Source organism: Ruegeria sp. AL3 (assembly GCF_056536065.1).
In genome coordinates this window covers 1,390,145-1,413,469 of sequence record NZ_JBQFJG010000001.1, presented here as the reverse complement: position 1 = coordinate 1,413,469, position 23,325 = coordinate 1,390,145, and the positions used below count along the sequence as shown (strand labels likewise).

Annotated in this window: 25 protein-coding genes; 8 read left to right on the top strand and 17 right to left on the bottom strand. The window is 57.3% G+C overall.

The features are described from left to right. Window positions 1–55 precede the first annotated feature (55 nt). The 4 genes from ACR3E6_RS07110 to ACR3E6_RS07095 all read right to left on the bottom strand — a co-directional run bounded on the left by ACR3E6_RS07110 (window position 56) and on the right by ACR3E6_RS07095 (window position 3,973). Window positions 56–1,438 carry an adenylate/guanylate cyclase domain-containing protein gene (locus ACR3E6_RS07110; RefSeq protein WP_171637795.1) on the bottom strand — a complete coding sequence of 461 codons (1,383 nt, stop codon included), beginning with the start codon at window positions 1,436–1,438 and terminating at the stop codon, window positions 56–58. A 140-nt stretch (window positions 1,439–1,578) separates the two neighbouring features. Continuing rightward, window positions 1,579–2,679, bottom strand: coding sequence for a site-specific DNA-methyltransferase (locus ACR3E6_RS07105; RefSeq protein WP_170427508.1), 1,101 nt, complete (start codon window positions 2,677–2,679; stop codon window positions 1,579–1,581). 107 nt (window positions 2,680–2,786) lie between these two features. Further along, entirely contained in the window at window positions 2,787–3,404 is a 618-nt protein-coding gene (locus ACR3E6_RS07100; protein WP_480486474.1) for a ribonuclease HII, read from the bottom strand. 110 nt (window positions 3,405–3,514) lie between these two features. Beyond that, window positions 3,515–3,973, bottom strand: a complete 459-nt coding sequence (locus tag ACR3E6_RS07095; RefSeq protein WP_480486472.1) for a hypothetical protein — start codon at window positions 3,971–3,973, stop codon at window positions 3,515–3,517. A gap of 176 nt (window positions 3,974–4,149) precedes the next feature. Here ACR3E6_RS07095 and ACR3E6_RS07090 point away from each other — a divergent pair, with 176 nt between their 5' ends. From ACR3E6_RS07090 to ACR3E6_RS07080, 3 genes are all read left to right on the top strand, one after another. Then, entirely contained in the window at window positions 4,150–4,437 is a 288-nt protein-coding gene (locus ACR3E6_RS07090; protein ID WP_171637803.1) for a hypothetical protein, read from the top strand. Continuing rightward, entirely contained in the window at window positions 4,409–5,110 is a 702-nt protein-coding gene (locus ACR3E6_RS07085; protein ID WP_171637805.1) for a winged helix-turn-helix domain-containing protein, read from the top strand. The genes ACR3E6_RS07090 and ACR3E6_RS07085 overlap by 29 nt, the downstream gene beginning before the upstream one ends. Window positions 5,111–5,216: 106 nt before the next feature. Continuing rightward, window positions 5,217–6,791, top strand: a complete 1,575-nt coding sequence (locus ACR3E6_RS07080) for a DUF427 domain-containing protein (RefSeq protein WP_480486470.1) — start codon at window positions 5,217–5,219, stop codon at window positions 6,789–6,791. 101 nt (window positions 6,792–6,892) lie between these two features. On the opposite strand, the gene ACR3E6_RS07075 is transcribed toward ACR3E6_RS07080, so the two are convergent. The 6 genes from ACR3E6_RS07075 to ACR3E6_RS07050 form a co-directional block, all read right to left on the bottom strand. Continuing rightward, window positions 6,893–7,687, bottom strand: a complete 795-nt coding sequence (locus tag ACR3E6_RS07075) for a DUF1217 domain-containing protein (RefSeq protein ID WP_480486468.1) — start codon at window positions 7,685–7,687, stop codon at window positions 6,893–6,895. Further along, window positions 7,684–8,085 carry a flagellar biosynthesis repressor FlbT gene (gene flbT / locus ACR3E6_RS07070; RefSeq protein WP_480486466.1) on the bottom strand — a complete coding sequence of 134 codons (402 nt, stop codon included), beginning with the start codon at window positions 8,083–8,085 and terminating at the stop codon, window positions 7,684–7,686. The genes ACR3E6_RS07075 and flbT overlap by 4 nt, the downstream gene beginning before the upstream one ends. Next, window positions 8,085–8,459, bottom strand: a complete 375-nt coding sequence (gene flaF, locus ACR3E6_RS07065; protein ID WP_480486464.1) for a flagellar biosynthesis regulator FlaF — start codon at window positions 8,457–8,459, stop codon at window positions 8,085–8,087. Before flaF ends, flbT begins: the two co-directional genes overlap by 1 nt. Before the next feature lie 77 nt (window positions 8,460–8,536). Next, a complete protein-coding gene (locus ACR3E6_RS07060; protein WP_480486462.1) occupies window positions 8,537–9,748 on the bottom strand; it encodes a flagellin N-terminal helical domain-containing protein in 1,212 nt (403 codons plus the stop codon). Between the two features lie 208 nt (window positions 9,749–9,956). Continuing rightward, on the bottom strand, window positions 9,957–10,316 hold the full coding sequence (locus ACR3E6_RS07055) for a flagellar biosynthesis protein FlgN (protein ID WP_152459294.1): 360 nt from the start codon (window positions 10,314–10,316) through the stop codon (window positions 9,957–9,959). Further along, entirely contained in the window at window positions 10,306–10,581 is a 276-nt protein-coding gene (locus ACR3E6_RS07050; RefSeq protein WP_171637817.1) for a rod-binding protein, read from the bottom strand. Before ACR3E6_RS07050 ends, ACR3E6_RS07055 begins: the two co-directional genes overlap by 11 nt. A 110-nt stretch (window positions 10,582–10,691) precedes the next feature. Here ACR3E6_RS07050 and ACR3E6_RS07045 point away from each other — a divergent pair, with 110 nt between their 5' ends. Genes ACR3E6_RS07045 through ACR3E6_RS07035 form a run of 3 tightly spaced genes read left to right on the top strand, consistent with a single transcriptional unit; the run spans window position 10,692 to window position 13,501 of the window. Further along, window positions 10,692–11,915: a flagellar hook-length control protein FliK gene (locus tag ACR3E6_RS07045; protein ID WP_209835433.1), complete on the top strand. Its 1,224-nt coding sequence runs from the start codon at window positions 10,692–10,694 to the stop codon at window positions 11,913–11,915. 3 nt (window positions 11,916–11,918) lie between these two features. Then, entirely contained in the window at window positions 11,919–12,581 is a 663-nt protein-coding gene (locus ACR3E6_RS07040) for a flagellar hook capping FlgD N-terminal domain-containing protein (RefSeq protein WP_171637821.1), read from the top strand. A gap of 53 nt (window positions 12,582–12,634) precedes the next feature. Continuing rightward, window positions 12,635–13,501: a phosphotransferase gene (locus ACR3E6_RS07035; RefSeq protein ID WP_480486459.1), complete on the top strand. Its 867-nt coding sequence runs from the start codon at window positions 12,635–12,637 to the stop codon at window positions 13,499–13,501. 9 nt (window positions 13,502–13,510) lie between these two features. On the opposite strand, the gene ACR3E6_RS07030 is transcribed toward ACR3E6_RS07035, so the two are convergent. The 5 genes from ACR3E6_RS07030 to ACR3E6_RS07010 form a co-directional block, all read right to left on the bottom strand. Beyond that, window positions 13,511–14,812: an NAD(P)/FAD-dependent oxidoreductase gene (locus ACR3E6_RS07030; RefSeq protein ID WP_210093843.1), complete on the bottom strand. Its 1,302-nt coding sequence runs from the start codon at window positions 14,810–14,812 to the stop codon at window positions 13,511–13,513. After that, on the bottom strand, window positions 14,809–15,627 hold the full coding sequence (locus ACR3E6_RS07025) for an ABC transporter permease (protein WP_152459300.1): 819 nt from the start codon (window positions 15,625–15,627) through the stop codon (window positions 14,809–14,811). The genes ACR3E6_RS07030 and ACR3E6_RS07025 overlap by 4 nt, the downstream gene beginning before the upstream one ends. Beyond that, window positions 15,624–16,514, bottom strand: a complete 891-nt coding sequence (locus ACR3E6_RS07020; RefSeq protein ID WP_480486457.1) for an ABC transporter permease subunit — start codon at window positions 16,512–16,514, stop codon at window positions 15,624–15,626. The genes ACR3E6_RS07025 and ACR3E6_RS07020 overlap by 4 nt, the downstream gene beginning before the upstream one ends. Then, window positions 16,514–17,641 (bottom strand): ABC transporter ATP-binding protein, encoded by a 1,128-nt coding sequence (locus tag ACR3E6_RS07015; protein WP_171205253.1) that lies wholly within the window; start codon window positions 17,639–17,641, stop codon window positions 16,514–16,516. The genes ACR3E6_RS07020 and ACR3E6_RS07015 overlap by 1 nt, the downstream gene beginning before the upstream one ends. A 75-nt stretch (window positions 17,642–17,716) precedes the next feature. Continuing rightward, entirely contained in the window at window positions 17,717–18,802 is a 1,086-nt protein-coding gene (locus tag ACR3E6_RS07010; RefSeq protein ID WP_171724889.1) for a polyamine ABC transporter substrate-binding protein, read from the bottom strand. Window positions 18,803–18,942: 140 nt separating this feature from the next. On the opposite strand from ACR3E6_RS07010, the gene ACR3E6_RS07005 reads away from it, so the two are divergent. Further along, complete coding sequence (locus tag ACR3E6_RS07005; protein WP_480486455.1) at window positions 18,943–19,626, top strand: GntR family transcriptional regulator; 684 nt, start codon at window positions 18,943–18,945, stop codon at window positions 19,624–19,626. A gap of 77 nt (window positions 19,627–19,703) precedes the next feature. Then, window positions 19,704–21,101 (top strand): aspartate aminotransferase family protein, encoded by a 1,398-nt coding sequence (locus tag ACR3E6_RS07000; protein WP_171724888.1) that lies wholly within the window; start codon window positions 19,704–19,706, stop codon window positions 21,099–21,101. 53 nt (window positions 21,102–21,154) lie between these two features. On the opposite strand, the gene ACR3E6_RS06995 is transcribed toward ACR3E6_RS07000, so the two are convergent. Together ACR3E6_RS06995 and ACR3E6_RS06990 are read right to left on the bottom strand one after the other, a co-directional pair. After that, entirely contained in the window at window positions 21,155–22,447 is a 1,293-nt protein-coding gene (locus ACR3E6_RS06995) for a lytic murein transglycosylase (RefSeq protein WP_480486453.1), read from the bottom strand. 86 nt (window positions 22,448–22,533) lie between these two features. Further along, window positions 22,534–23,247 carry a helix-turn-helix transcriptional regulator gene (locus ACR3E6_RS06990; RefSeq protein WP_209835428.1) on the bottom strand — a complete coding sequence of 238 codons (714 nt, stop codon included), beginning with the start codon at window positions 23,245–23,247 and terminating at the stop codon, window positions 22,534–22,536. Window positions 23,248–23,325 lie beyond the last annotated feature (78 nt).

Below are 23,325 nucleotides of genomic sequence, written 5' to 3'. Positions count from 1 at the left end.
TTGACCCAACTGTCAGCACTGCATCTGCGATCCTGTTCTGACGGGCGGGAGGCCCTCAGCTTTTCATCACCCAGACATCCATCGGCGCCTCGACCCCTCGCACGGTTTGGTCGCGGCAGGCACCAAAACCGGCCATGACCTCCGGCGCCTGCGGGTTTTCTTCCTCAACCCGCAAACGCACGGCATCGCTGACAACGATACGCGCCTTGAAATCACGCGTCAGTGCCTCAAGCTTGGCCGCCACATTGACCGCATCGCCAATCACCGCGAATTCCAACCGGTTGGCGCCGATATCCCCAAGTACGACCGAGCCGTAATGCACCCCAACGCCGACATGGATTTCGGGCTCTCCCACCCTGCGACGTTCCAGATTCCAACGGTCGATCACACCCACCATCGCACGCGCGCAGTCCAGGGCATTGCTCGCGTCCAGGGGCGTCGGCACCGGAGTGCCGAAGGTCGCCATCAAACCGTCGCCCAGATACTTGTCCAAGGTCCCGTGGTGCCGGAATACCTCGGTTTCCATACGGGCATGAAACCCGCGCAGAACCTCGATCACTTCATAGGGATCCCGCCCGGCGGCGTATTTGGTGAACCCGACGATATCGATGAAAAGAACGGCCACATCTTCTTTGCGGACCTGTTTCAGCGGTTCATCGTTCTGGCTCAGCTCATCCACCACATTGGGCGAGAAATACCGCGACAGGTTGGCCCGTTCACGTTCCAATCCTGCGTTGTTCATCAACAATTGATTGAGACGCCGCATCGAAATGCCCAGCGTTACCGCGACCATTATGAATACGATCACTTGCTGGATACGTTGAGGGACCATGAAACTGTTGGGGTCCAACAGCTCGGCAACATCCGGATAGCCCTGCAAGGCCTCTGCAACCTTTTCGCTGATCCCCGGAATCGGCGTTGCCACCCACGAGGCAACGATCCAACCGATCGTCCACATCAATGCCGTCCACGAACCGATGGCAATGACCGTTCGCCAGGAATAAGCCAGGGTTCCAGCCGCCAGGATGACGAAAAAGTACTGAAAATTGTCGAACCGGTATTGCATGGCCAGAGGGCGAACATCGTCACTGAACGGGTTGGGCACGATCATTCCAAGGGTCATGATCAGCAGATCCACGAAGATCAAAAGAAGCTCGACCCGCGATTGCCCCACCCGACCGGAACGGCGGATCAGCCAACCGTTGGCGCAGATCAGCAGCAGAATGAAGTGATACCAAAGCACCTCCCATTGCGGGTTCAGGAAAACCAGAAGAACCCCGGTCAGTGCCATCGCCACCCAGCGCGCGCGGACGGCCAGTTCCAACCCTTCTCGCTTGTGCCGCTCCAACGCGGCCTCGGTGTATTTGTTGTCCAGATCGAACGTGTCAGGTTCCGTGAAAAACAGACTGCGGCGGGGCTGCGCGGTTGTCTCGGTCATGGCCGTGATCTTTCTTGCAGTGTCAGGGTCAACAACATGCAATCACTGTTGATCCGAAAACAAAAGACCCCGCCGTAGGATCGGCGGGGCAAGGCGTAGTGCCTTGTGTCAGGCCACAGGCACCGGCGGTGTTCTTTGTATCAGTTCATCTCGGCCCGGATCTGCTGGCGCAGAACGTCGATCGGAACCGTTTTGCCGTCACGCTTGAAGCACCAATAGGTCCAGCCATTGCAGGACGGCGCATTTTCCAGATGGGCGCCCACCTGATGGATCGAGCCTTTGACGTTGTCACCGACCAATGTGCCATCGGCCCTGACCTTGGCTTTGTGGCGCTGGTTCATGGAATACAACTCTTCGCCCGGGCGCAGCATGCCACGTTCGACCAATTGCCCGAAGGGCACGCGCGGTTCGGCGCGTTTGCTGGCACTGACTTCCAGAGCCTCACGATCGAACTTGCGGACCTTGGCAATACGCTTCTCGGCCACCTTGCGGTAGCTTTCCTCGCGCTCGATCCCGATGAACTCGCGACCCAGCATTTTGGCGACTGCACCGGTTGTACCTGTGCCAAAGAACGGATCCAAAATCACATCGCCCGGATTGGTCGAGCCAATCAACACGCGGTGCAGCAGCGATTCCGGCTTTTGTGTCGGGTGTGCCTTGTCGCCGTTTTCATCTTTTAGACGCTCATGCCCGGTGCAGATCGGCAGCACCCAATCGCTGCGCATCTGCACGCCTTCGTTCAGAGCCTTTAGCGCCTCATAGTTGAAGGTGTATTTCGCGCCTTCGCGTTTGCTGGCCCAGATCATCGTCTCATGCGCGTTGGTAAAGCGCTTGCCCCGGAAATTCGGCATCGGGTTCGACTTGCGCCAGACCACATCGTTGAGGATCCAATATCCTGCGTCCTGCAAAGCCGAGCCTACACGGAAAATATTGTGGTAAGAACCGATCACCCAGATCGCGCCGTTGGGCTTCAGCAGACGGTGTGCTGCCTTCAACCATTCGCGCGTGAACTGGTCATAGGCACCAAAGCTGGAAAACTGGTCCCAGTGATCATCAACCGCATCCACCTGAGAGTTATCCGGGCGGTGCAACTGGCCTTTCAGCTGTAAGTTATAGGGAGGATCGGCGAAAATCAGGTCAACCGACGCCTCGGGCAGACTGTTCATCACTTCGATGCAGTCACCGGATAGAATCGTGTTTAAAGGGAGCGCTTTTGCGCCCTTTTTGGTGGTCGTTGTCATATCACTGCCTCAAGTATCCACGGCGCTTTTGCGCTCATTTGGTTGAGACAAGGATGAGTCAAAGACGATTCGCCGTCAATTTCTTTTTTGAATCAGCGACTTACGATTTACTCTTGATACAAGATATTGTGCACTGGCTTGAACGAACGTCTATGGTGTGGGGTCACGCCAAGATTTTGCAGCGCTTCCTTGTGTTGTTTTGACGGATAACCGGCGTTGGTTTCCCATCCATATCCCGGATGCTGTTGCGCCAAATCCACCATCACCTGATCGCGCCAGTTTTTCGCAAGGATCGAGGCGGCTGCAATCGACACCGATCGGGCATCCCCCTTCACGACGGCCTGCGACGGGATTTTCAGGCCGCGTGGAATCATATTCCCGTCGATCAGCAGGAAATCGGGGGCCGGCGACAGTGCCTCAACCGCGCGCAGCATCGCCAGATGCGATGCCCTGAGGATGTTGATCTCGTCAATCTCGGCGACCGAGGCTTCGGCCACGGCAAACTCGGCGCTGTGCCGGATCTCGGCATCCAGGGCGGCCCGACGTCTGGCCGTCAGCTTCTTGGAATCATTCAACCCTTCGGGGATGGCCTGTGGGTTCAGGATCACCGCTGCCGCGACGACCGGGCCGGCCAAGGGGCCGCGCCCGACCTCATCCACGCCCGCGATGCGGCAATGGCCCCGGCCCAGCAGCGTCTGTTCAAGTTCGAAATCTGGTTTTGTCATGCCTTTGGAAAACCGTGTTTCACACAGCGCCGCAAGAAAAAAAGAGAGGGCAGCCCACACCGCCCTCTCTCACACGGCGCTTCTTTGGCGCCGCTCCTGCTCAACCGGTGTTACTGGTAAACGACACGGTATCCTTTCTGGCGCAGGCACGCGGGTTCGTATGCCCGCTTGACCTTTTGCCCATTCCAGAAACCGACTTTGCACTCTTGCGGCAGGCTATTGGCATGTTTGTAGTGCTTCTTGAGGCATTTCGGCCCAAGCAGCGGATGATCCTGTGAATACCCGTTGAATGTGCGCAGGCAGCGCTGGGGCAGATCATAACGCGCCACGCGCGGCGGCAGAGGGCGCACCGGCTGCGGCGTGTAAGGTGCCGGGGTATAGGTTTGGTGGCGAGTCGCCCGATCCTTTTTCTTTTCCTTGTTGTAATAGTGAACCCCGGCCCCGATGATCGCGATGGCGGCCAGCCCGCCAAGAATGTCCTTTGCGTCCGCAGCCCGTGCCTGAGACGCAGACACCCCGGTTATTGCAACCGCGGTCGCAACGATGAATGCGATGAATTTCCTGTGCATGATGCGTGTCCTTCATAGTGTTTGGGCGACCGTGTGACGGAGCGCGTCCTGATTGCCCTGACACTGGGGGCGACCGGCCCAGACAAGCAATAACGGCCCGGTGTTATCGGATATCAGAACCCGCAAACCCCTTGGGTTATTGAATATCGCGGCGACTCGTGCGCAGGATGCGGCCTATGAAACAGATCCTCTCTTCTCTGACCTTTGCGGTCCTGATATCGCTTGGCTCTGCTGCGTCTGCGGCGGATTGCTATGCGGATTACAAGGCAAAGAAAGACAACCCGCTGCGTTTGCATTATGGGGTTATCCAGGTCTCGAACTGCGACAAGGGCCAGGCCCAAGCAGAAATCGCCCAGCGCCTGAGCGCGTCAGGCTGGACCTTGCTTGAAGTGCAGTCCGTTTTCGGGCCGGAAGGGTTGGATCAGAGGAAAGGCAATGCCGGACAATTCTATCTCCGTTTCTGACGCACGCCGGTCGGGGGTCCGTCTGGTTGTGCTGGGCGTCGCAGCCATTATCGCCATTCTGATCACCGCTGCCGTTTTCCTGTTCTGGACCCTGCCGGACGCGAACGCATTCAACGCGCGGGTCGAGCGATTGTTCATCGAGACCGATCTGACCTCGCAAACCGAAATCCGGTTGCTTGAAATTCTGGCTCAGTCCGGCACCGCCTTCGCCGACACCCTGTCCAGCTATCGGATGGTGATCTATGTGCTGCTGGTTTTTGCCTGCGCCATGATGGCCTCGGCATTGGTCTTTCTGGTGATGCTGGTACTGCTGAACCGACGCATGGCGCAGATCGAACGCACCGGCATTCAGGTGACCTCGTTGCTGATCAGCCGCGAGGAAAACACCGTCTACCTCAACAACATGGATTTCAAACTCACGCCTGCCGCCATGGAAACCTTGTCGGTTCTGGCTGAATCGCGACTGGATGATGAGGTTTTGTCCGGCGCCCAGATCGAGGCGATGATTTCCGGCCGTAATGAAGCCGATTGCGACGAAGCCGCAGGCGCGACGCGGATCAAACGGTTGCGGGATGCGCTTGGCAATCAGATGGTCAGTGAACTTCTGGTCAAAAACATCGCCAAAAAAGGGTACATGCTGTCCATCGAAAAAGACGTCATACAAATGGTCTGAACCTTGCTGCATGACCGTATGCGTTGGCACTTTTCCCTTCTGCGCCTCTTGGAATGTGGGATGCAAAGCCCCATTCTAGAAAAAACCCAGGCAAGGGAGGTCGCATATGAACGTCCACGCCGCACCAAAAATCAATGGGTATGGAATATCGGTTGAATCGCTGAATGGCACAATTGCCATTTATCGCAATGATGTGCTTTTGGCTGAAAGCACAGATGCCAAGGTGATGTATGAAACGCGCCTGCCGCCCACGATCTATGTTCCCCGCGCGGATGTCTGTGTTGATTTGAGCGAAGAAACAGACCTGCAAACATTCTGCCCGTTCAAAGGCACTGCCACGTATCACGACATCAATCTGGGGTCCGAAAACCTGGCCAATTCTGTCTGGGCCTATGAGGAAGCCCTGCCCGAAAGCGCGGCCATTCAAGGCTGTATCGGCTTTGTGCCCGGCGCCTATACGAAGATCGATCTGGGCGACAACCGCCTTCGCGAACCTGAAGACGGCAACATCAGCGGGCCCCTGATTGATTGGTTGATGCGTGGTGCTTCGACCGCGGCAACGCCCGAAAGCTTTACCGAAGCGCTGGCCGAAAAGATGCTGGAGCACGGCATCGCAATACAAAGGCTGAGCATTCTGGCCTGGTCCCTTCACCCCCTGATCGCGGGAAAGCACTATATCTGGGAAAAAGATGAAGAAGAGATTCTGACCCGGGCTCCGACATACGAAATCTATGATCACCCAGCTTTCATCAACAGCCCCTTGCGGCATGTCTCGAACGGCCTGGGTGGCGTGCGGCAAAGGTTGAATGATGAAAACCCGCATAACAGCTTCCCGATCATGGAGGACCTGCGGGCCAAGGGCGCAACAGATTACGTGGCCATGCCCTTGCCGTTTTCCGACGGGCGCACCAATGTTCTGACGCTGACCTGCGATCACCCGGACGGGTTTACCACCGAAAATCTGGGCCTTGTCTTTGAATGTTCCTCGGTAATCGCCCGTTTCTACGAAGTGTTCATGCAGCGCGAAAACGCGCAGGTCCTGCTGGAAACCTATGTCGGCAAACGCACCGGCGCGCGCGTATTGGGCGGCGAAATCAGGCGGGGTGACGGGGATGAGATCGACGCCGCCATCATGTTCTGCGACCTCCGTAATTCAACGAGCCTGGAAGAGAAGCTGGGCCGGGGCGAGTATATCAATCTGCTGAACGAGTTCTTTGAAACGGTCTCGGGCATTGTTCATGACAACAACGGAGAAGTCCTGAAGTTCATTGGCGACGCTGTGCTTGCCGTCTTCCCGGCAACGGACGAGGATGCCAGTACGGCCCGCACCAATGCCCAGCGCTCGGCGATCAAAATCGTCGAAACTTTGGGAGAGCTGCGCAAAGAAGGTACGGACAGGCATTGCGACTGTTCGATCGGCGTCGCGTATGGGCGTGTCACCTACGGCAATGTGGGATCTCGCGAACGGCTTGATTTCACAGTTATCGGTCAGGCCGCAAACATCGCCGCACGTTTGGGCGAGTTCGGCAAGTCGCAAGGGCACCGCATTGTCGTTTCAGAAGACATCGAACCGGCCTGTTCCAATGCTGTACCGCTGGGAGACGTCAATCTGCACAATGTGTCCCGTCCCGTCAGATCATACGCTTTACGAACCGCAGCCGATGAGATTCTGAACGGTTGAGGCCTGTCGTTTGCAGTTCTGAAGAAACCCGCATTGCCTTGATCAACGTGACGCCCTTGCGATCATGCTTCACCGATCACTTCGATCCGGAGGCGTTCTGCTCAAACGGCCCCCAACAAGATCAATGCGGTCTGCGCCGGCGAGATCGTGTTCTGAAGTTGCGCAATCTGACTTCTGGCCAAATAGGTGTCGGTCAGTTTCTCAACAGACTTTGGGTTCGAAAACTGTGCCAGGTCATCCGAGCCGGTCAGTTTGAGCAACCTGGCCTTGAACTCGACCAGTTGTTTGTCAATGTCCAGCTGCGCAAAGGATGACGGCAGTCCAAGTGCCGTTTCCATCATGCTGCGCAAAGGGGGCAACCCCATAAGATCAAACCACTTTGTGTCTGCGCTTGAGGTCCTGTTGGCAAGATCCGAAAGCTCTCGTTGTGCATAGAGCGAAATTCGCATCGTTTCATCCGACTCGCCAACGGCGATTTCAAACCTGGCCGTCAAATTGGCCTGGGCGATTTGCTCCATGTCGGACGTCCGCGCGGTTTTTCGGACAGCTCCGGGACCAAACCCAAAGGCGTCAGAAAATGCCCGGTATCGCTTGTCGGCCAAACGATTGGACAACGCGTCATCCGCCTGTGTCCCATCCTCGAGGATTTTGCGTATGAAGAACCGGTTGTCCAAATCTCCTTCCAAGCCGAACGCACCCAAAGCGACCTGCAACAACCTGCGATCCGAAACCAGCTCTTCAGCGGATTGGATTTTCCCGATGTTGTCCAGAAAATACTTTGTCTCTCTTTCATTTGCAGCTGACGACGAAAAACTCTGAAACTGACTGTCATAGGTACGTTGCAGGAACCGCCAGCCCACGACTCCGCCGCTTGGGATGACGGGTTGGAATGTCATTGCTGGTAAGTCATCAGCCGCTCTTCGCGCGGCAGAAGCGAGCGAAGCGATTTGAGGCACTTGTAATAATGCTCTGCAACCAGGGCATCCGTGGCTTCGGCCAAGACCCGACGGCTATCTGCATCCGTAAAAACCTGGCTCAGCTCTTCCACGCGGCGCAACAGTTGCTGACGTGCTTGGCAAGGTTCGATGTCCCCTGACAATACAAGCTGCGCGGCATAACAGACGCGGCGCACCGGCGTATTCACCTCATCCGGATGAATCGCGTCCCGCAATCGAAGTACATTTGCCTGGGGCGTCATAATAGAAAACCGGCCGCGGCGATCGCCGTTCTCAATTACGACCCCGTTGATCAGAACCCTTTCTTTCGGGGCAAGCTTTAGGACCAGACCGCTCATCAAGTTGCCCTCATTTGGCGCAACCCGCGCAGTACGGCCGTGTTGATTTCCACCAACGGCTCAACGGTTGCGCCGTCTCCCAGAACGCGGCTGCTGTGTTGTTCGGTGAATTCGGCAAGGTAGAAGATCCTGGCTCTCAGGTCGTTGGGCAGGGCATTCTCGAAATCGGCAACGCCGGTTGCGAGCACCCCCCATAGCCGCCGGTTTTCGTGCACGGCCTGAACAAAACCCGAAAAATCCGTTGCCTTTTGTGCTGTTGCTGCCTTCAGGCGCCGTGTGATCCTTGAAATCGCTTCGTATTCTGTGTCTCGAGGCGTCCGAGTCGGCGCGGTGGTTTGCGCATAAGTTTGATGGGCTAGGGTTTGCGGTGTCACTTGAAATCCTTCCAAAGGGCCGTCATCAGGCAGTCATTGATGGGGCGCGAAGAACGCGCCCCAACCGATTTCGCGAATTAGCGGAACAGCGACAGAATCGACTGCGGTGCCTGATTGGCGATCGAAAGCGACTGTGTTGCCAACTGTTGCTGAACCTGAAGCGCCTGTAGCCGCGCCGAAGTCTCTTCCATGTCCGCGTCGACCAGAGACCCGATACCTGACTTGAACGAGTCGGACAGGTTCGAGATGAACTCTTTCTGAGTTTCGATCCGGCCTTGGGAGGAACCGAAAGCAGCTGATGCATCGATCGAAGTATCGATCAGCGATTCAACGGCGGCCAGGGCAGCGGTCGCACCCGCACCGGTCGATACATCAATGCCGGCCAGCGCGGCAAGACCACCTGCGCCGGCGTTCACGAATTGAGCCGAGAATGAAATGTCAGAGCCCGTACCGTTGGTGATGGACAGGGTTCCTGCTGTACCCGAGTCATAGTCGACGGTCAGACCGGTAATCCCAAGCTCTTCAATCTTCGATTTCAATCCAACGGCAACCAGATCACCGGTTGTTGTCGCGGCGGCGTCTTCGGCAGACACGGTATAGGACACGACCTGATCGTTGATCGCGACGACAACCTTGTCGCCGGCGGCAAATGCACCGCTGGATTCGTCGGTGACCAGCGCGGTCGCAGCAGTCGCGCCGTTGTCGATGGTTGCGCCGACGCGATCGTTGCCTGCCGATGCGCCGGTCGAACCGTCAAAAACCTGCTTGGTGACATAACCGCCGGTTGACAGGTTCTGCCCTGCAACGGTGATCGACGATGCGGTCACGGCCCCGGTATTGTCACGATCCAACGACGCCAGAACCGAAGCGGAACCAGCAGAGCCGTCAACCAGGTTCAGGCCATTGAACTGCGCTGCGCTGACAACGGACGCAATCTGATCTTTCAGAGCAGTCACATCATCATTGATTTTGCCTCGATCAACGTTGTCTTCCTGCGCGGCGACGATCTTGCCTTTCATCTGGGTCAGCAGATCAGTGACGGTTTCCGCGGCATTCCGGGCAACGGCGACGGTCGATTCGCCAAGCGCGAGGCTGTCCTTGATGGCGTTGAAACCTTTGACGTCCGACTCCATCACTTTGGAAATCGCCCATACTGCCGAGTTGTCCTTGGCCGTTGCGACATCCTTGCCGGTCGAGATCGCGTTCTGGGTCATCGCCAGGTTTTTGTTGACCGACTTGAGAGTTTGCAGCGCAACCATCGCGCCATTGTTTGTCAGAATGCTGGACATAGCTTTCATCCTTTTCGTTCGGGCCATTTTGCCCATGTTCACCCCGCACTATTTGCGGGCATTGGTGTCTTTCTGACCTGTGCGACGCGCCGCGTGGCCGTTCGCGCCACCTGTTGATCTCAGGTGCAACACCACTTTTGAACTCGATCCCCTAACGGAGTGCTAAAGCGCCCGGCCCAGAAATTTCGGATTTGAATCAAACTTCTGCCTATGCCCGCTTTTCCAGCTTTGCCGTGCTGCGCACCGCGAATTCACTTCGCTGTCCGTCTGCACCATAGGTGCTGAATTCCTGCCGAACGCGCCGCAATTCAGCCATTCGGCTGGCGACCGCCCGGATGCCTTCAGCCGCGCTGTTCAGCAGCGCCTGATTGCGCTCGGCTTTCTGTTGAACGCGAATCAGTGCCTCACTTTCCAGCACCTGAAGATCATTGATTGCCCCGATCAGCTTTTCTTTTTCAGGCACCATGCTGGACAAACGATCCAGATCCCCCTGCACAAGTGCTGCACGTTCCAAATCCAGGACTTCTTCCAAAGACTTGATCAACGCTTTATCGGCCTTAGAAGTCATCGGTTTTCTCCATCAGTGACTTGAACAGAATTTCGGAAAGGCCCACGCCGCCGGACCGGGCCAGTTGCTGCGCCTGATGTTGAACAAGCATCGAAGAAAACTGATCCTCACCGGCGCCACCGCCAAAGGACTGACGGGTCTTTCCCAACCCGGCAGATTTCAGCGTTTCGGCCAGAAACGCGGCCTCCAGCTCTATGGCGGCGTTTTTCAGCCGGGTCTGGGGTGACTGTAATTGAGATACGTGAGGAAGGGTGGAAACCTTCATGGCATTCTCCGAATTTGCTTCGAACTTTCTCGATCAAAGGTGAAAGCGGTTAAAATAAACGTAACTTCCTACAGGCAGTGTTCCGACCAGTCACACGGAGCCGGAGCAAAATGCCCAACCCCCTAACGCTGGCGAACGCAACGCCGACCACAACCGAGAAAGCCGTCACATCTCGTAAGGCTCCGGGCCAAAACACTGGCTCGGAGAGCTTTCAGGATATCCTCGGGCAAGAGGTTGGTGCCACCGGCCGCCCTGAAGGCGAAAACGCTGCCATCAATGCCGAGCTGAAAATTGTCGAATCAAAGCCCGAACCTGTGCCGGAGACAACGGCCGAGGCATCTGAAACGGCCCATCCCACCCCGATTTCAGAACACATCGGCGAACAGCAACCCCCTTCTGCATTCCTGGAAACCCCGGACCTGGACGAGGTAAAGGTGGTGCCGGTTCAGTTGGCGGAGGTAAATCAAGCACCCTCGGAAACACTGAAACAACCACCGGTATCAGTACCAAAAGGTTTGCCCACACAAAGCGACACGCCTTCCCCGGTTCCGGCGCTCTCGCAGAAGGCGCTGGGTCCGACGTCCCAACCTGTGCAAGTGACAGCCATGACCGAAATCGGCCAGATGTTTGATCAGCTTGCAAAGCCCACAGGCACGGTCGAACAAACGGGGGCCGTCCCCTTTCCGCTGGACCCTGAAAAGAAGCCGTTGCCCGAAGTGAACATTCCGACGCCCAAACCGTCAGCGCCTGACCGGGCGCCCTCGGTGGCGCAGCTTCAGCTGATGGCAACTGCCGTTGAAGCCGAACCCGTGGCACCCGTTATCGAAGCTGAGGCCCTGCCGGCCGCCAGAGAGGAACCTTTGCCGCTGACCTCGCGTGAGTCCGCGCCTCAAATTACGGTTCCGTCCACTGCTGCCCGAACGGAAATCGCCCGGTCGATTGCTGGTCAGCTGTCAGCAGCTGTCCAGACTCGTATCGGATCAGGAGCAACGGAAATAGCGCTGAATCCGGAAGAGCTTGGGCGTGTGTCGATTGTTCTGAACGGTCGGGAGGACGGCCTGCAAATCACCATTGCGACCGAGCGCCCGGAAACCCTCGAATTAATGCGGCGTCATTTGTCCGTTCTGACAGAAGAGTTTCAGAAGCTGGGTTATGGGGATCTGAGCTTTGACCTGGGAACCTCTTGGGGTTCTAGCGCACATCAAAAGGATGCAAACGACGCTGACACACAATCCCCTTCACATTCTGAAGCTGCGCCGCATGAACGGATCGATCACACAACTTCCCAAACACAGTATCTGGCCTCGGGCCAAGGCATCGACATGAGGTTTTGACCAATGATTACGCCTGTCAACACCGCGCAGCCCTTTGCGGATCAACAAAAGGCCGGGGCATCTCAGAAATCCGCGATTACGTCCGACTTTGAGACTTTCTTGCTGATGCTAACGGCGCAGGCAAAGAATCAGGATCCGCTGGAGCCGATGGATTCGACCGAATATGCATCTCAGTTGGCGCAGTTCTCGATGGTCGAGCAACAAGTCCAGACCAATGACCTCTTGTCCAACCTGGCCAACGCATTGGGCGGCACAAAACTGAACGAGCTTGCAAGCTGGGTGGGCATGGACGTCCGTTCGACATCAGCCTTTCACTTTGCCGGCCAGCCCGTGACATTGTTTGCCCAGGCCGACCCTGATGCGGACGCGACGAAATTGGTGATCCGCGACAGTGACGGCACGGTGATCGATAATGTCACCGTGCCCACGACAACTGAGGAGTTTGTTTGGGCCGGAGTGGATTCTTCAGGCAATCCATTGGCATCAGGCAACTACACCGCAACTCTGGAAAGCTACAAGGGCGACAAGTTGCTCTCCGAAAAACCTGTTGCCGCCTACAATCGCGTCGTCGAAGCACAGGTTGGCGACGATGCTGTTTTGCTGACCTTGCAGGGCGGTCAGGTGGTTCCCGCAACTCAGGTCACCGCCGTCCGAACTGGTGCTTGATCTGTCGGGCGGGACGGGCCAAACCTTGGCAAATCGACTCGCCATAAGAAGTGATGGAACCTCTGCCCGACCTGCCTGCCCCCCCTCGTGATCTGGTTGACCATCTCCACGCGCAAGGATTGGTCAACGCGCATCCCCGGTTCGAGACCTTGTACGGCGGGCGCACCAACAGGGTGTGGAAGGTCAAGGGCCGCGACAGTGACAAAGTCCTGAAACTCTACAGCACAGCGTTGCGCAATCCTTTGTTTCGCAATGATGCAGAGTTGGAGGCCCAATGTCTGAAGGCGCTTGGCACCACGGGCTTCGTGCCAAGGCTGCGGGCCACAGGGCAATACAAAGAAGCCCGTTGGGTGTTTTACGACCACGCCCCCGGAGCCCCCTGGCGGCAGGATTCAGCCCAGGTTGGCGCCTTGCTGCGCAAGCTTCATACCCTGCCCATTGCCGTCCAGGCGCCAGCCGGATGCAATGGCAGCGCAGACTTGCGCGCTCATGGAAAAAGAATTCTGCAAGGCTGCACGTCAAACGGGCGCGACGAACTCGCTGATTTGCAACCTTCAAATTCGGTCGCACCCTCGCAACAGACGTGCCTGATCCATGGCGACCCCGTGGCAGGCAATATCCTGGTGGCGACCGGTGGTCTGACCTTGATCGACTGGCAATGCCCGGCCCAGGGCGATCCCTGCGAAGACCTTGCGCTGTTTTTGTCGCCTGCTATGCAGCAGCTTTACCGAGGCTCACCGCTGTCGAAGAAAGAGGAAGACCAGTTTCTTTCGGCCTACGGCAGGCCCGAAATCGTCGCGCGCTATGAACAGCTCAGGCCATGGTATGCGTGGCGCATGGCGACGTATTGCCTCTGGCGCGCTGAAAATGGTGCGCCCGATTACGCGACAGGTTTGAACTTGGAAACCGCAATTCTGTAAAGCCCCGCCTCATCGCAGGTCGGCCAGTGCCAGCATGGCGTAGGCTGGCGGCATGAGCACACGGCGCCAGCGACCCAAAGGAAACCGACCCGGTGTTTGCGTCATCACGGCCGGCAGCCTGGAGTCCTGCCCCAGAACCAACCGCGCCAATGCTCGACCGCAATACGTGCCCATGGCGACGCCGTTGCCGTGATATGCAAAACCGGCGAACATCCCCGGTTGATCCGGAACGGGGCCGACAAAAGGTGTCAGGGCCCGCGACAGGCACACCAAACCGGACCAGATATGAGTGACCTCGACCGTCGACCAAGCAGGAAACATATGTTTGAAATCCTGCTGAACCTTTCGCCGAATGGCTGCTTCAGCCTCGGCCGATGACCGCAGGCCGCCCCTCATACCAAACAGAAAGCGCCCGTCCGGCATCAGGCGGAAATAGTGCAACAGATTGCGCGTGTCATAGCACATCTGATCCGATGTCCATCCCTGTGCCATCTGTTCGGTTTGGCCAAGGGGTCGCGTTACCATGACGGTCGACTGGGCAGGCATGTATCGTCCGCACATCCAGGCCGGGATATCCTCGCTGGAGTAGCCGTTGGTACACACCAACACCGCCTGCGCTTTGACTGGCCCGCTCTGCGTTTGCAACACAAAGCCGGACGCCGTTTTTTCAACGCTCAGAACTGGGGAATTCCGGAACAGATGCGCGCCCATTGCTTCGGCGGCTCGGGCAATCCCGAACAGGTATTTGCGGGGATTCAACCCGAAACCAACCGGCGAAGTGTATCCACCATGAAACGCGCCACCCATGCCCTTCGCGGGCAGGTCTCTGGCTTCGTGCAGGGTTCCCGCCTCGTCGGCATTGCGGCGCAGCATGTCCATCGCCCGCCTGGAATGCGCCAGCTGGGTTTCCCCGCTGGAGTGGGTATCCGCATCGATCTGATGCTGTGCCAACAGATCAGCGACCAGTCGGACCGCTTCCTGTTCCGCTGCCGCATAGTCCAAAGCAGCATCGCGGCCAAATCGGCGCTGCATGGATGCGTGGCCAAGTTTTGAGCCGCCAAGACAGCAAAACCCGCCATTTCGGCCCGAGGCACCCCACCCCGGTGCGCCGGCTTCGAAAACCGCAACCGAAGCATCTTCAGCCAAATGCAGAGCAGCCGAAACGCCTGTAAATCCACCGCCAATAATGGCCACATCCACATGCATGTCGCCCTGGAAGTTCGGCCAATCCGGGCTGGCAACAGTTTCGTCCCACCAACAGCCGTCGCGAGGTTCGCTGCCATAGGCGTAGTCTGGAAAAATCCGCTTCATTCGGTGCGCGCTGCGGCCATTTCGTCCTGCTGCTGACGTACCATCGCGCGTTTGGTCACAAGCGAGGCCGTGATTACCCCGACCGTCACCACAGCGATCATGATCGTCGACAACGCGTTGATTTCCGGGCTGACACCAAGGCGCACGGCCGAGAATATCTTGATCGGCAATGTCGTCGCCGACGGCCCCGAAGTGAAGGATGCAATCACCAGATCATCAAGTGACAAGGTGAAGGCCAGCAACCAGCCCGAGATTACCGCAGGTGCGATGATCGGCAGGGTAACAAGACGGAAGGCTTGCGCGGGCGAACACCCAAGGTCCAGCGCAGCCTCTTCCAGCGACCGGTCAAAGGTGATGAGGCGCGAGGATACAACAACGGAAACGAAACACATCGAAAAGGTCGTATGCGCCAGAACGATGGTCAGAATACCCCGATCCAGGCCGATGCCAATAAACAGCAAAAGCAGCGACAGGCCGGTGATCACTTCGGGCATGACCAGCGGTGCATAGATCATGCCGGAAAACAGTGTCCGGCCAAAGAAACGCCCGCTGCGGACCAGTACATAAGCGGCGGCCGTTCCAAGAATTGTCGCCAGCGTCGACGAAAAGACCGCGACCCGGATCGTGACCCAGGCGGCATCAAGGAACGCTTCGTTCCGCAGCAGCTCTCCGTACCATTTCGTCGAAAACCCGGCCCAGACCGTGACCAGCTTGCTTTCGTTGAAGCTGAAGACGATCAGGATGATCATCGGGATGTACAGAAACGCAAAACCCAGCGTCAGCGAAACCGTGTTGAACCAGCTCAATCTGTTCATCCCTCGGCCTCCGCCTGTTTCTGCTGGTTGCGCTGGAACAGCACGATGGGAATGACAAGGATCAGCAGCAGCACGATGGCCACCGCACTTGCCACCGGCCAGTCACGGTTCGAAAAGAACTCTTCCCACAGAACCTTGCCGATCATCAGCGTACCGGAACCACCCAGAAGGGATGGGATCACGAATTCACCGATCACAGGGATCATCACCAGGAAACACCCTGCAATGATACCGGGTTTGGATAGCGGGATGGTCACCAACCAGAAGGCCTGCAAACGGGAACACCCCAGATCCTCGGCCGCTTCGATCAATGATCCGTCCAACCGTTCCAACGCAGAATAGATCGGCAGGATCATGAAAGGCAGGTAGGTGTAGACAATGCCGATATAGACGGCAGTTGACGTGTTCAGGATCGTCAGCGGCGTCGAGATGATACCGGTCCACAGCAAGATCTGGTTGAGGTACCCTTCGTTCGACAGAATGCCCATCCAAGCGTAAACCCGGATCAGGAACGAAGTCCAGAAGGGCAGGATGACCAGCATCATCAGTGTCGGTCGCCATTCCTGAGGCGCGCGGGCCATGCCGTAGGCAATGGGATAGCCCACCAGCAGTGTCAGGAAGGTCGAAATCAAAGCGATCTTGACGCTGGACAGGTAGGCTTTCCAATACAGGTCGTCCTCGGTCAGCCAGACATAATTCTCCAGATCAAGCTTGCTGAAAAACTCCTTTATCCCCGCCCAACCGGCAGACAGGTCCAAAGTCGGAGCATAAGGCGGGATGGCAAGCGCGGTATCCGACAGCGAAATCTTCAGAACGATGAAGAACGGCACCAGAAACAGGGCCAACAGCCAGACGTAAGGAATGGCGATCAGAACGGCGCGGCGCATCAGTTGGCCAACAGAACCGCAGCCGTGGCTGTCCAGGACAGCCAGACCGGGTCTTCCCAGGTGAAAGAACGGCGCGAGATGCGGCGGGTGTTGGCCGTCTGCGCCTTGATGATTGTGCCGTTTGCCAATTCAACGTGATAGGTGGACAGATTGCCCAGATAGGCAATGTCGTGAACCTTGCCCTGCACGGCGTTGACCGCATCGACGGGCCGTTCGGCAGAGATTGTCACTTTCTCGGGGCGGATCGCCAGATGGCAGGGCTGGCCGTCTGAGAAACCGGCAGGCGAAGATGCCGTGAACGGGGCCTGACCTTCGGCCCAATCGATCTGATAGGCGTCCTCTCCGGATGGAGTCGCGCGGCCTTCGATTATGTTCACATCTCCGATGAAGTCAGCGACATAAACAGATTCAGGGTTTTCATAGATGCGATCCGGGGTGGCCACTTGCTTTAACTGGCCCTGATCCATCACCGCGACTCGGGTGGCAACTGTCATCGCCTCTTCCTGATCATGAGTGACGATGACAAAGGTGGTGCCGGTCTTTTCCTGGATATCCATCAATTCGAACTGGGTATCCTGACGCAGCTTCTTGTCCAACGCGCCCAGCGGTTCATCCAGCAGCAGAAGCTTGGGCGCTTTGGCCAACGAGCGCGCCAGCGCGACGCGCTGCCTCTGACCGCCCGAGATCTGATGCGGTTTGCGACGGGCGAACTGTTCCAGCCGGGTCAGGCGCAGCATCTCTTCGACCCGATCTTCCAGATCGTGCTTGGGCATGTTGTCTCGGCGCAGACCGAAAGCGATGTTTTCCCAGACACTCAGATGCGGGAACAGGGCATAGGACTGGAACATCATGTTCACGGCCCGTTTGTTCGGCGGGATGGGATCGATATCCTGCCCGCCCAGCAGGATATGGCCTTCGGTCGGGGTCTCGAACCCGGCCAGCATCCGCATCATCGTTGTTTTGCCGCACCCAGAAGGGCCTAGCAGGGCAAAAAACTCACGTTCGAAAATATCCAGAGACAGGTTGTCGATCGCCGTGAACTCGCCAAAGCGCTTGGTCACGTTCTGGAACTGGATCAAGGGTTTCGCCTGTGGGTCATTCCACGGCGCAAAAACGTCAGAACTCAAAGCAGCCCCCGCATGGTCAGTTTGGACAATGGTGCGGCGGGGCGATCGCCAGACCGCCCCGCGCTTTTGACCGGATCAGGTGCCTGACTTGATCTTGGTCCAAAGACGGGTCACGACCCGCTGTGTTTTCGCGGGGTACGGAGTCGTGATGTACAGGTTCTGCATCGTGGCTTCATCCGGATAAATTGCCGGATCGCCGATCACGTCTTCCTCAAGAAACTCCTGAGACGCCTTGTTGCCGTTGGCGTAGTATACGTAGTTGGACGCAGCAGCCATGTTGTTGGCATCCAGAATGAAATTCAGGAACTTGTGCGCACCTTCCGGATTCGGCGCGTCGGCAGGAATTGCCATCTGGTCGAACCACATCAACGACCCTTCTGCGAACGGGTGGTATTCGATGTTCACACCGTTGTCGGCTTCGGCCGCTCGGTCCCGCGCCTGCAAAATATCACCGGACCAACCCACGGCTACGCAAATATCGCCATTGGCCAGCGCGTTGATGTATTCCGAACTGTGAAACTTCTGGATGTAGGGGCGAACGCTTGTCAGAACGTCTTCGACCTTCTTGATCACTTCCGGGTCATGGCTGTCGGGGTCTTCACCGATGTACTGCAAGGTCATCGGTATCATTTCGGCTGGCGCATCAAGTAAGTGAACGCCACACGAGGCCAGCTTTTCCATATTTTCTGGCTTCAGAACCAAATCCATGCTGTTCAGGGCCACGTCGTCACCCAAGACTTCCCTGACCTTGTCGACGTTCACGCCGATGCCCGTCGTTCCCCACATGTAGTTGATCGAGTAGGCATTGTTCGGATCATATCCTGCGGTACGCTTCTGAATCACGTCCCACAAATTTTCCGCATTCGGCAACTTGGCCATGTCCAGTTCCTGAAACGCGCCCGCCTGAATCTGGCGTTGCAGGAATGTGCCCGACGGCACCACCACATCGTATCCCGAACCACCGGCCAGCATCTTGGTTTCCAAAACCTCATTGCTGTCGAACACATCGTAAATCAGGGTCAGACCGGTTTCTTCCTCGAATTTGCTTAGCAATTCTTCGTCGATATAGTCGGACCAGTTATAAACACGCACCTCTTCGGCGAATGCCGCCGAAGTCCCCAATGCGATGACCGCTGTCATGGTCAGCGTTTTGATTGTCATATTCTTCTCCCTGCAAGTGTACGGCTATTTTCCCGTTTTTTTGGATTTGATCAAGTTTTGCGTTTTCCCTCGATCCAGCGTATGGTTTCACGAGGTCTGTCACCTGACAAGTCAGGGTTAGTCGAAATGGGAAGAACCAATTGGATTTGATCAAAAATAAGGCATCTGCGTCGATAGTCGACAAAGGGAAACAGCCCGCGCATGAGCAGGTTTATCAAACGCTCAGATCACAGATCCTGTTCGGCGAATTGGTTCCGGGCCAGCCTGTCACGATCCAGGGCCTGACTGATTCGCTGGGTGTTGGCATGACACCGGTGCGCGAAGCCATCCGCCGGTTGATCTCGGACGGGGCATTGGTGTTCCAAGGCAATCGGCGTGTAAGTGTGCCGCTGCTGTCCCCGGGCGATATCCAGGAAATGATCTTTGCAAGAACCTCAATAGAATCAGAGCTTTCAAGGCGCGCGACGTCGAATTTGCAGGCCGAGGATATCGATCATCTTGAGCGGCTTGATACGCATTTGGACCGTATGATCGCCGACGGGGATGTGGGCGGATATCTGCGTCTGAACCAAGCGTTCCACGAAACGCTGTACTCTCATGCAAACGCACCGATTCTCAGTGATCTCGCCGAAAGGCTTTGGTTGCGGTTCGGCCCTTCGCTGCGTGTCGTGTGTGGTCGATTCGGGACTCAAAGCCTGCCGGATCGGCACAAGGATATCATTTCCGCCTTGCGCGAATGCGACGCCGAAAAAGCGGCAAAGGCAACGGCTCAGGACATCGAACAAGGCATGGAATTGATGTCGGACGCCCTGACTTCCGCTTAACTCAGCCTGATTCGATTGACAGCGATGAATTTGATCATATTGTGATCCGCAACTGCGTTCTTGTAGGAGATTCTCCGATGTCCACCATAACCAACCATATGCCGACCGCCGAATTGCAGGCGCTGGATGCGGCGCATCACATCCATCCTTTCTCGGCCAATGGTGCGCTGGGGCAGGAAGGGGCCCGCGTGATTACACGCGCCAGCGGCGTTTACCTGACCGACAGCGAAGGTGAGGAAATTCTGGACGCAATGGCAGGTCTTTGGTGCGTCAATATCGGTTATGGCCGCGATGAGCTGGCCGATGTCGCGGCGCGTCAGATGCGCGAACTGCCCTACTACAACACCTTCTTCAAGACGACCCATGTGCCCGCAATCGCACTGGCGGCCAAAATCGCCGAACTGGCACCAGGTGATCTGAACCATGTCTTTTTCGCAGCTGGCGGGTCCGAGGCAAACGACACCAACATCCGCCTCGTGCGCACATACTGGGCCGAGAAGGGGCAGCCGGACAAAAATATCATCATCAGCAGGAAAAACGCGTATCACGGGTCTTCTGTCGGGTCGGCTTCGCTGGGCGGCATGGCAGGTATGCATGCGCAGGGCGGCATTCCGATCCCGAACATTCACCACATCAACCAACCGAACTGGTGGGCCGAAGGCGGCGACATGTCGCCCGAGGAATTCGGCCTGGCCCGCGCGCGCGAGCTGGAAGAGGCCATACAGGAGCTGGGCGAGGACCGTGTCGCGGCCTTTATCGCCGAGCCGGTTCAGGGTGCAGGCGGCGTGATCGTGGCGCCCGATACCTACTGGCCGGAAATTCAGCGCATCTGCGACAAATACGATATCCTGTTGATTGCAGACGAGGTGATCTGTGGGTTCGGCCGAACCGGCAACTGGTTCGGATCGCAAACCGTGGGCATCAAACCGCATATCATGACCATCGCCAAGGGGCTCAGCTCGGGCTATGCGCCGATCGGCGGGTCCATCGTGAATGATGAGATCGCCGAAGTGATCGGCGGGACGGAATTTAACCACGGGTACACCTATTCCGGCCACCCCGTCGCCGCCGCCGTGGCGCTTGAAAACCTACGCATTTTGGAAGAAGAGAAGATCGTCGAGCATGTGCGCGACGTTGCAGCCCCCTATCTGAAACAGAAATGGGAGGCCCTGGTCGATCACCCGCTTGTGGGTGAGGCGAAGATCGTCGGAATGATGGCCTCCATCGCTCTGACACCCGACAAAGCCAGCCGCGCCAAATTCGCGTCCGAGCCCGGAACGGTCGGCTATATCTGCCGTGACCGTTGCTTTGCCAACAATCTGATCATGCGTCATGTGGGCGACCGCATGATCATCTCGCCGCCGCTGATCCTGACCCCGGCAGATATCGACGAGATGTTTGTGCGGATTTACAAATCTCTGGACGAAGCACAGGCGGAAATCATCGCTCAGGGGCTGATGAAAGCCGCATCCTGAGATCAGAAAAAGGTTCTATTAAGGGGCGGCCCGTCTGGGTCGCCTCTTATCGTTCACCGCAACCGCTCCAAAAGTGTCGCAGTTGGATAGCCGTCCGGCACCAAGCCCTGCGCCAGTTGGTAGGCGCGAACCGCATTGATGGTATTCGGCCCTGTACGCCCATCGATACCCTTTGTATCGAACCCCGCATTGGTCAGGCGGGTTTGCAGTTCTTTCTTCTCGGTGAAGCTTAGCGCCCGCTCCCCTCGGGGCCAGTCGGACTGAAACGGTGCGCCACCCGCAAGCCGGTCGGACAGGTGTCCGATACCGATCACGTAAGCGTCGGCCCCGTTATAGGCCTCGATCACGCTGAAATTGTCGAAAATCATCAGCGCCACGCCATGCCTCCCGGCGGGCAAAAGGATTGCGGCTTGCCCGTGATCCAGGACCGGTTTGCCGTCACGCCCGACCACGCCACGCGCCGCCCAATCTGACGGCAGCAGGGTGAAGTCCCGTTTGGCGGTGGCATAGTCGAACCCTTCGGGCAAGCGCACCTCGACGCCCCAGGGCTGCCCCTTTTTCCAACCGTGTCGCGCCAGATAGGACGCGGCCGAGGCCAGCGCATCCGTCGGATCATCCGACCAGATGTCTCGCCGACCATCGCCATCGAAATCAACTGCGTGATCCAGATACGAAGTTGGCATGAATTGCGTGTGCCCCATCGCACCTGCCCAGCTGCCCAGCATGTTTTTGGCGCTGACATCGCCTGCCTGCACGATCCTCAGCGCGGCGATCAACTGCGTTTCAAAGAACTGCGCCCGCCGTGCATCAAAGGCCAGCGTCGCCAAGGAACTCAGCGTCCGGTTGCTGCCACGATAAGAGCCGAATGATGTTTCCAACCCCCAGATCGCCGTGACCACTTCCTTTTCTACGCCATATACCGCCTCGATTTGCTGCAACACCTGCCGATGTCGTTGCATCGCGGCACGACCATTGGAAACGCGCGTGTCCGAGACGGCGGAATCCAGATACGCCCAGATCGGTTTCGAAAATTCAGCCTGATTGCGGTCTCGTTTCAGGATGTCCTCGTCAAAGATCATGTCCGGGAACACCCTGTTCAATGTTCTTTCCGATATACCCTGCAGCTTCGCGCGCTCGTGAAACGCGCCGAGCCAGGCCTGAAACCGTGCGGTCACGGCCGCGGACACCCGCAAAGCCTCAACCGTCGGGCGCGGGACCGGACGGATCGAAACCGCCACATCCGCCGAGGCCAGCTGTATCGTTTTGCCGGACACTGCACTGTCTGGCCAAGTCGTATTTTCTGATATGTCCGCCTGCACCATGGATGCCCACAATGCGACGGTCATGACGCCGCCTACGCATTTTTGCATTCCGATTTTTCCTGATTACTGCTCGACCTCAGGGTAGCGCAAAATCGGCGAATCACAAAGTCTCAGGCGTCCTCATCGCGTTCTTGCGCGTCGCGCGCTGCGCGGATTTGCGCCAAAACTTCGCGCAGCATGGGCACCCGGTAAGGTCTAAAGCTTTGATCTGTCACGGACATGTCCTGCATGCGATCCAACCGGAAGACGCGAAAATCCTGTCTCAGGTGGCACCAGCCGAGCAACACATTTGATCGATCCATATAGACGATGCTCAGCGGGTTGACCCGTCTTTGTGTGGCATCGCCCTTTGCATCCGTATAGGAGAACTCGATCGCGCGTTCGTCCCACGTCGCCTGCCGTAAAATGGCCACGTCGATTGTCGGCGCGGGCGGGCGATTGAACCGCGTTGCCGCCAGAACCGCGTGGCTCAGCCGATGAGACTGACGCTGTGGCAATCGCCCCTGCAATTTCCGCAGGGCGGCGCTGGCTGCATCTGACAAGGCCGGGTCACCAATCACCTGAACTTCGCGCAGGCCAAGAACCAGGGCCTCAAGCTCGTCATCGGTGAAACCCAATGGCGGCAAAGTGGCATCTTCGATCAGGGTGAATCCAAACCCTGCCTCACCGTCGATAACGGCCCCCAGACCACGCAGCGCGTCAATATCCCTGTGTATCGTTCTGGCAGAAACACCCAGATCCTGCGCCAGTTGTTCAGACGTTCTGGGCGATGGGCCAGAACGCAGGGCTTGCATCAGTTGGAACAATCGGGCGGTGCGGGACATGATGAACACTAGCCTATCCCTAATGACAAAAACTGTCATCAGCTCGGTTTACTCATCCGGCACGTCAAATATACGGAG

Coding starts and splice junctions, on each gene's coding strand:
- ACR3E6_RS07110 (WP_171637795.1), bottom strand. CDS start 1,438: ATGACCGAGACAACCGCGCAGCCCCGCCGCAGTCTGTTTTTCACGGAA.
- ACR3E6_RS07105 (WP_170427508.1), bottom strand. CDS start 2,679: ATGACAACGACCACCAAAAAGGGCGCAAAAGCGCTCCCTTTAAACACG.
- ACR3E6_RS07100 (WP_480486474.1), bottom strand. CDS start 3,404: ATGACAAAACCAGATTTCGAACTTGAACAGACGCTGCTGGGCCGGGGC.
- ACR3E6_RS07095 (WP_480486472.1), bottom strand. CDS start 3,973: ATGCACAGGAAATTCATCGCATTCATCGTTGCGACCGCGGTTGCAATA.
- ACR3E6_RS07090 (WP_171637803.1), top strand. CDS start 4,150: ATGAAACAGATCCTCTCTTCTCTGACCTTTGCGGTCCTGATATCGCTT.
- ACR3E6_RS07085 (WP_171637805.1), top strand. CDS start 4,409: ATGCCGGACAATTCTATCTCCGTTTCTGACGCACGCCGGTCGGGGGTC.
- ACR3E6_RS07080 (WP_480486470.1), top strand. CDS start 5,217: ATGAACGTCCACGCCGCACCAAAAATCAATGGGTATGGAATATCGGTT.
- ACR3E6_RS07075 (WP_480486468.1), bottom strand. CDS start 7,687: ATGACATTCCAACCCGTCATCCCAAGCGGCGGAGTCGTGGGCTGGCGG.
- flbT (WP_480486466.1), bottom strand. CDS start 8,085: ATGAGCGGTCTGGTCCTAAAGCTTGCCCCGAAAGAAAGGGTTCTGATC.
- ACR3E6_RS07060 (WP_480486462.1), bottom strand. CDS start 9,748: ATGTCCAGCATTCTGACAAACAATGGCGCGATGGTTGCGCTGCAAACT.
- ACR3E6_RS07055 (WP_152459294.1), bottom strand. CDS start 10,316: ATGACTTCTAAGGCCGATAAAGCGTTGATCAAGTCTTTGGAAGAAGTC.
- ACR3E6_RS07050 (WP_171637817.1), bottom strand. CDS start 10,581: ATGAAGGTTTCCACCCTTCCTCACGTATCTCAATTACAGTCACCCCAG.
- ACR3E6_RS07045 (WP_209835433.1), top strand. CDS start 10,692: ATGCCCAACCCCCTAACGCTGGCGAACGCAACGCCGACCACAACCGAG.
- ACR3E6_RS07040 (WP_171637821.1), top strand. CDS start 11,919: ATGATTACGCCTGTCAACACCGCGCAGCCCTTTGCGGATCAACAAAAG.
- ACR3E6_RS07035 (WP_480486459.1), top strand. CDS start 12,635: ATGGAACCTCTGCCCGACCTGCCTGCCCCCCCTCGTGATCTGGTTGAC.
- ACR3E6_RS07030 (WP_210093843.1), bottom strand. CDS start 14,812: ATGAAGCGGATTTTTCCAGACTACGCCTATGGCAGCGAACCTCGCGAC.
- ACR3E6_RS07025 (WP_152459300.1), bottom strand. CDS start 15,627: ATGAACAGATTGAGCTGGTTCAACACGGTTTCGCTGACGCTGGGTTTT.
- ACR3E6_RS07020 (WP_480486457.1), bottom strand. CDS start 16,514: ATGCGCCGCGCCGTTCTGATCGCCATTCCTTACGTCTGGCTGTTGGCC.
- ACR3E6_RS07010 (WP_171724889.1), bottom strand. CDS start 18,802: ATGACAATCAAAACGCTGACCATGACAGCGGTCATCGCATTGGGGACT.
- ACR3E6_RS07000 (WP_171724888.1), top strand. CDS start 19,704: ATGTCCACCATAACCAACCATATGCCGACCGCCGAATTGCAGGCGCTG.
- ACR3E6_RS06995 (WP_480486453.1), bottom strand. CDS start 22,447: ATGACCGTCGCATTGTGGGCATCCATGGTGCAGGCGGACATATCAGAA.
- ACR3E6_RS06990 (WP_209835428.1), bottom strand. CDS start 23,247: ATGTCCCGCACCGCCCGATTGTTCCAACTGATGCAAGCCCTGCGTTCT.